Genomic DNA, 5,643 nt, shown 5'->3' with positions numbered 1-5,643 from the left:
TTGGGCAGAGGTTAAAGATTAAACTGAAGAGTTTGATCATGGCTCAGATTGAACGCTGGCGGCAGGCCTAACACATGCAAGTCGAGCGCGAAAGCACTTCGGTGTGAGTAGAGCGGCGGACGGGTGAGTAACGCGTAGGAATCTACCTGGTAGTGGGGGATAACTTGGGGAAACCCAAGCTAATACCGCATACGCCCTAAGGGGGAAAGCGGGGGATCTTCGGACCTCGCGCTATCGGATGAGCCTGCGTAGGATTAGCTTGTTGGTGAGGTAAAGGCTCACCAAGGCGACGATCCTTAGCTGGTCTGAGAGGATGATCAGCCACACCGGGACTGAGACACGGCCCGGACTCCTACGGGAGGCAGCAGTGGGGAATATTGCGCAATGGGCGAAAGCCTGACGCAGCCATGCCGCGTGTGTGAAGAAGGCCTTCGGGTTGTAAAGCACTTTCACTTGGGAAGAAAGGCTAGGGGCTAATACCTTTTAGCTGTGACATTACCTTGAGAAGAAGCACCGGCTAACTCCGTGCCAGCAGCCGCGGTAATACGGAGGGTGCAAGCGTTAATCGGAATTACTGGGCGTAAAGCGCGCGTAGGCGGTTTGTTAAGTCGGATGTGAAAGCCCCGGGCTCAACCTGGGAACTGCACCCGATACTGGCCGACTAGAGTACGAGAGAGGGAGGTAGAATTCCACGTGTAGCGGTGAAATGCGTAGATATGTGGAGGAATACCGGTGGCGAAGGCGACCTCCTGGCTCGATACTGACGCTGAGGTGCGAAAGCGTGGGGAGCAAACAGGATTAGATACCCTGGTAGTCCACGCCGTAAACGATGTCTACTAGCCGTTGGGAGACTTGATTTCTTGGTGGCGCAGCTAACGCACTAAGTAGACCGCCTGGGGAGTACGGCCGCAAGGTTAAAACTCAAATGAATTGACGGGGGCCCGCACAAGCGGTGGAGCATGTGGTTTAATTCGATGCAACGCGAAGAACCTTACCAGGTCTTGACATCCTGAGAACTTTCTAGAGATAGATTGGTGCCTTCGGGAACTCAGAGACAGGTGCTGCATGGCTGTCGTCAGCTCGTGTCGTGAGATGTTGGGTTAAGTCCCGTAACGAGCGCAACCCTTGTCCTTAGTTGCCAGCGCGTAATGGCGGGAACTCTAAGGAGACTGCCGGTGACAAACCGGAGGAAGGTGGGGACGACGTCAAGTCATCATGGCCCTTACGACCTGGGCTACACACGTGCTACAATGGAACGTACAGAGGGCAGCAAAGCGGCGACGTGGAGCGAATCCCACAAAACGTTTCGTAGTCCGGATCGGAGTCTGCAACTCGACTCCGTGAAGTCGGAATCGCTAGTAATCGTGAATCAGAATGTCACGGTGAATACGTTCCCGGGCCTTGTACACACCGCCCGTCACACCATGGGAGTGGGTTGCTCCAGAAGTGGTTAGTCTAACCTTCGGGGGGACGATCACCACGGAGTGATTCATGACTGGGGTGAAGTCGTAACAAGGTAGCCCTAGGGGAACCTGGGGCTGGATCACCTCCTTAAACGACCGTGCACTGTTCAATGAGTGTCCACACATTTGTCTTCGTTTTGTTTGGTTGATGCGACGTGAATCCCGAGCTTGCAGCCGTTTTTTATAGGCCTGTAGCTCAGTTGGTTAGAGCGCACCCCTGATAAGGGTGAGGTCGGCAGTTCAAATCTGCCCAGGCCTACCAAAACGCTCCTGGACTTCGTTGCGACGCCACTCGTATAGCAGGCTATACGTCGTGGGCGGCGCGCCTCGCCCAGAACCGTTTTGGTGTACTTGGCAGGTTTCGAGATTGCTGCGGATACGCATAAATTCCGGGGCTATAGCTCAGCTGGGAGAGCGCCTGATTTGCATTCAGGAGGTCTGCGGTTCGATCCCGCATAGCTCCACCAAGTTCCGTATGGAGTTCAGGTGAATCGCAGGTAAGAAGGAGCGGCGTTACCGCAGACCTGCGGTCTGCGACGGATGGCCGCCCCGTTCGATCCCGCATAGCTCCACCATTATCGCAGTGAGTAACCGTTGTCGCATCACAACATCAGATATAAGCGCTTTTTTGAGAGTGTTTATATCTGGTTTTGACAACCAGATGTTCTTTAACAAGGTAAATCAAGCTGAGTCTAAGGATTGTAGCTTGGCACTGTGACTTCCTCGTGAAGGTATGGTGGCAAGAACGATCCATAGATATTGTTCTGGATGCGCTCTTCAATTCGGCGTATCCAAACGAGTTGTACAACACTGTGACTTAAGCGTCACAACATCCGGCGGGTGCAGGCTTTGATCGGCCTGCATCTCATAAGTACCTGGCATACGCACAAGGGTGTCAGGGAACTGTCTCGAAACCAGATAACTTGGGTTATATGGTCAAGTGACTAAGCGCATACGGTGGATGCCTTGGCAGTCAGAGGCGATGAAGGACGTAGTAGCCTGCGAAAAGCTTCGGGGAGTCGGCAAACAGACTTTGATCCGGAGATGTCCGAATGGGGAAACCCACCCAATGTAAGTTGGGTATCCTTAACTGAATACATAGGTTAAGGAGGCGAACTCAGGGAACTGAAACATCTAAGTACCTGAAGGAAAAGAAATCAATTGAGATTCCCCCAGTAGCGGCGAGCGACCGGGGAGAAGCCTGCAAGTAATAGCAGTGCGGTTAGTGGAACGGTCTGGAAAGTCCGGCGATAGAGGGTGATAGCCCCGTACACGAAAACTGCGTTGTGGTACTGAGCTTGCGACAAGTAGGTCGGGACACGTGTTATCTTGACTGAATATGGGGGGACCATCCTCCAAGGCTAAATACTCCTGACTGACCGATAGTGAACCAGTACCGTGAGGGAAAGGCGAAAAGAACCCCGGAGAGGGGAGTGAAATAGAACCTGAAACCGTATGCGTACAAGCAGTGGGAGCCCCTTCGTGGGGTGACTGCGTACCTTTTGTATAATGGGTCAGCGACTTATTGTCTGTAGCAAGCTTAACCGAGTAGGGGAGGCGTAGGGAAACCGAGTCTTAATAGGGCGCGTAGTTGCAGGCAATAGACCCGAAACCGGGCGATCTATCCATGGCCAGGTTGAAGGTTGAGTAACATCAACTGGAGGACCGAACCCACGTATGTTGAAAAATGCGGGGATGAGCTGTGGATCGGAGTGAAAGGCTAATCAAGCCCGGAGATAGCTGGTTCTCCTCGAAATCTATTTAGGTAGAGCGTCGTGTCTTACCCTGGGGGGTAGAGCACTGTTTGGGCTAGGGGGTCATCCCGACTTACCAACCCCATGCAAACTCCGAATACCCAGGAGTACAATCACGGCAGGCAGACAGCGGGTGCTAACGTCCGTTGTCGAGAGGGCAACAACCCAGACCGCCAGCTAAGGTCCCCAATACCAGTTAAGTGGGAAACGATGTGGGAAGGCTTAGACAGCTAGGAGGTTGGCTTAGAAGCAGCCATCCTTTAAAGAAAGCGTAATAGCTCACTAGTCGAGTCGGCCTGCGCGGAAGATTTAACGGGGCTAAACTGGTAACCGAAGCTGCGGATGCGTGCTTGCACGCATGGTAGAGGAGCGTTCTGTAAGCCGTTGAAGGTGAATCGTGAGGTTTGCTGGAGGTATCAGAAGTGCGAATGCTGACATGAGTAACGACAAGGGGGGTGAAAAACCTCCCCGCCGGAAGATCAAGGTTTCCTGCGCAACGCTAATCGGCGCAGGGTGAGTCGGCCCCTAAGGCGAGGGCGAAAGCCGTAGTCGATGGGAAACGGGTTAATATTCCTGTACTTCTTCATAATGCGATGGGGGGACGGAGAAGGCTAGGCCAGCGCGGCGATGGTTGTCCGCGTTTAAGGCTGTAGGCTGGCTGCTTAGGTAAATCCGGGCGGCTAAGGTCGAGAGCTGATGACGAGTGCTGCTGAGAGGTAGCGCGAAGTGGTTAATGCCATGCTTCCAAGAAAAGCCTCTAAGCTTCAGTTATGAAGGAACCGTACTGTAAACCGACACAGGTGATCAGGTAGAGAATACCAAGGCGCTTGAGAGAACTCGGGTGAAGGAACTAGGCAAAATGGTACCGTAACTTCGGGAGAAGGTACGCCGGTTTGGGTGATGGGACTTGCTCCCTGAGCCTGGGCTGGCCGAAGTGACCAGGTGGCTGCGACTGTTTATTAAAAACATAGCACTCTGCAAACACGAAAGTGGACGTATAGGGTGTGACGCCTGCCCGGTGCCGGAAGGTTAATTGATGGGGTTAGCTTCGGCGAAGCTCTTGATCGAAGCCCCGGTAAACGGCGGCCGTAACTATAACGGTCCTAAGGTAGCGAAATTCCTTGTCGGGTAAGTTCCGACCTGCACGAATGGCGTAACGATGGCCACACTGTCTCCACCCGAGACTCAGTGAAATTGAAATCGCTGTTAAGATGCAGTGTACCCGCGGCTAGACGGAAAGACCCCGTGAACCTTTACTATAGCTTCACAGTGGACTTTGACTTTACTTGTGTAGGATAGCTGGGAGGCTTTGAAGCAGTGGCGCTAGCCATTGTGGAGCCAACCTTGAAATACCAGCCTGGTAACGTTGAGGTTCTAACTCAGGCCCATTATCTGGGCCGAGGACATTGTGTGGTGGGTAGTTTGACTGGGGCGGTCTCCTCCCAAAGAGTAACGGAGGAGCACGAAGGTGCGCTAATCATGGTCGGAAATCATGAGGTTAGTGTAAAGGCACAAGCGCGCTTGACTGCGAGTCTGACAAGACGAGCAGGTACGAAAGTAGGTCTTAGTGATCCGGTGGTTCTGAATGGAAGGGCCATCGCTCAACGGATAAAAGGTACTCCGGGGATAACAGGCTGATACCGCCCAAGAGTTCACATCGACGGCGGTGTTTGGCACCTCGATGTCGGCTCATCACATCCTGGGGCTGAAGCCGGTCCCAAGGGTATGGCTGTTCGCCATTTAAAGTGGTACGCGAGCTGGGTTTAGAACGTCGTGAGACAGTTCGGTCCCTATCTGCCGTGGGCGTTGGAGAATTGAGGGAAGCTGCTCCTAGTACGAGAGGACCGGAGTGGACGAACCTCTGGTGTTCGGGTTGTCACGCCAGTGGCATTGCCCGGTAGCTACGTTCGGACAGGATAACCGCTGAAAGCATCTAAGCGGGAAGCCCCTCCCAAGATAAGTTCTCCCTGGGGACTTGATCCCCCTGAAGGGCCGTTGAAGACTACAACGTTGATAGGCTGGGTGTGGAAGCGCGGTAACGCGTTGAGCTAACCAGTACTAATTGCCCGTGAGGCTTGACCATATAATCCAAGTGATTTGCGTGGCGCATGAAAGGCCACGAGAGAGCTGGATGTTGTGACAAGTCGTAGTGAGATGGAAGTACGCGTCAGAAGTCATGACGAGATGAAGTCGGTACGACCCGTGAACAGCGGTATCAGCTTGATTTACCACCTTATTTGACAAGACGAGGGCAGCGCAAAGTGCGCGTAGGACCCGACTCGGTCAAGCCAGTTTGCCTGGCGACCATAGAGCATTGGAACCACCTGACCCCATCCCGAATTCAGTAGTGAAACGATGCATCGCCGATGGTAGTGTGGGGTCTCCCCATGTGAGAGTAGGTCATCGCCAGGCTTTAATACCAAAAC

General features: G+C 53.4%; 2 tRNA genes and 3 rRNA genes. All 5 read left to right on the top strand.

Annotated elements, in window-relative coordinates:
• Window positions 1-20: 20 nt before the first annotated feature.
• Window positions 21-1,554 (top strand): 16S ribosomal RNA (locus tag G533_RS0118940).
• A 94-nt stretch (window positions 1,555-1,648) separates the two neighbouring features.
• Window positions 1,649-1,725 (top strand) — tRNA-Ile (locus tag G533_RS0118935).
• Between the two features lie 129 nt (window positions 1,726-1,854).
• Window positions 1,855-1,930 (top strand) — tRNA-Ala (locus G533_RS0118930).
• A 467-nt stretch (window positions 1,931-2,397) separates the two neighbouring features.
• A 23S ribosomal RNA gene (locus G533_RS0118925) occupies window positions 2,398-5,300 on the top strand.
• Between the two features lie 213 nt (window positions 5,301-5,513).
• Window positions 5,514-5,629: ribosomal RNA gene (gene rrf, locus G533_RS0118920) — 5S ribosomal RNA — on the top strand.
• The 16S, 23S and 5S rRNA genes sit together here with 2 tRNA genes alongside, the layout of an rRNA operon.
• Window positions 5,630-5,643 lie beyond the last annotated feature (14 nt).

The organism is Haliea salexigens DSM 19537 (assembly GCF_000423125.1).
Lineage (GTDB): Bacteria > Pseudomonadota > Gammaproteobacteria > Pseudomonadales > Halieaceae > Haliea > Haliea salexigens.
Note: the sequence above shows the minus strand (reverse complement) of the source record. Positions and strands in the feature narration are given on the sequence as shown.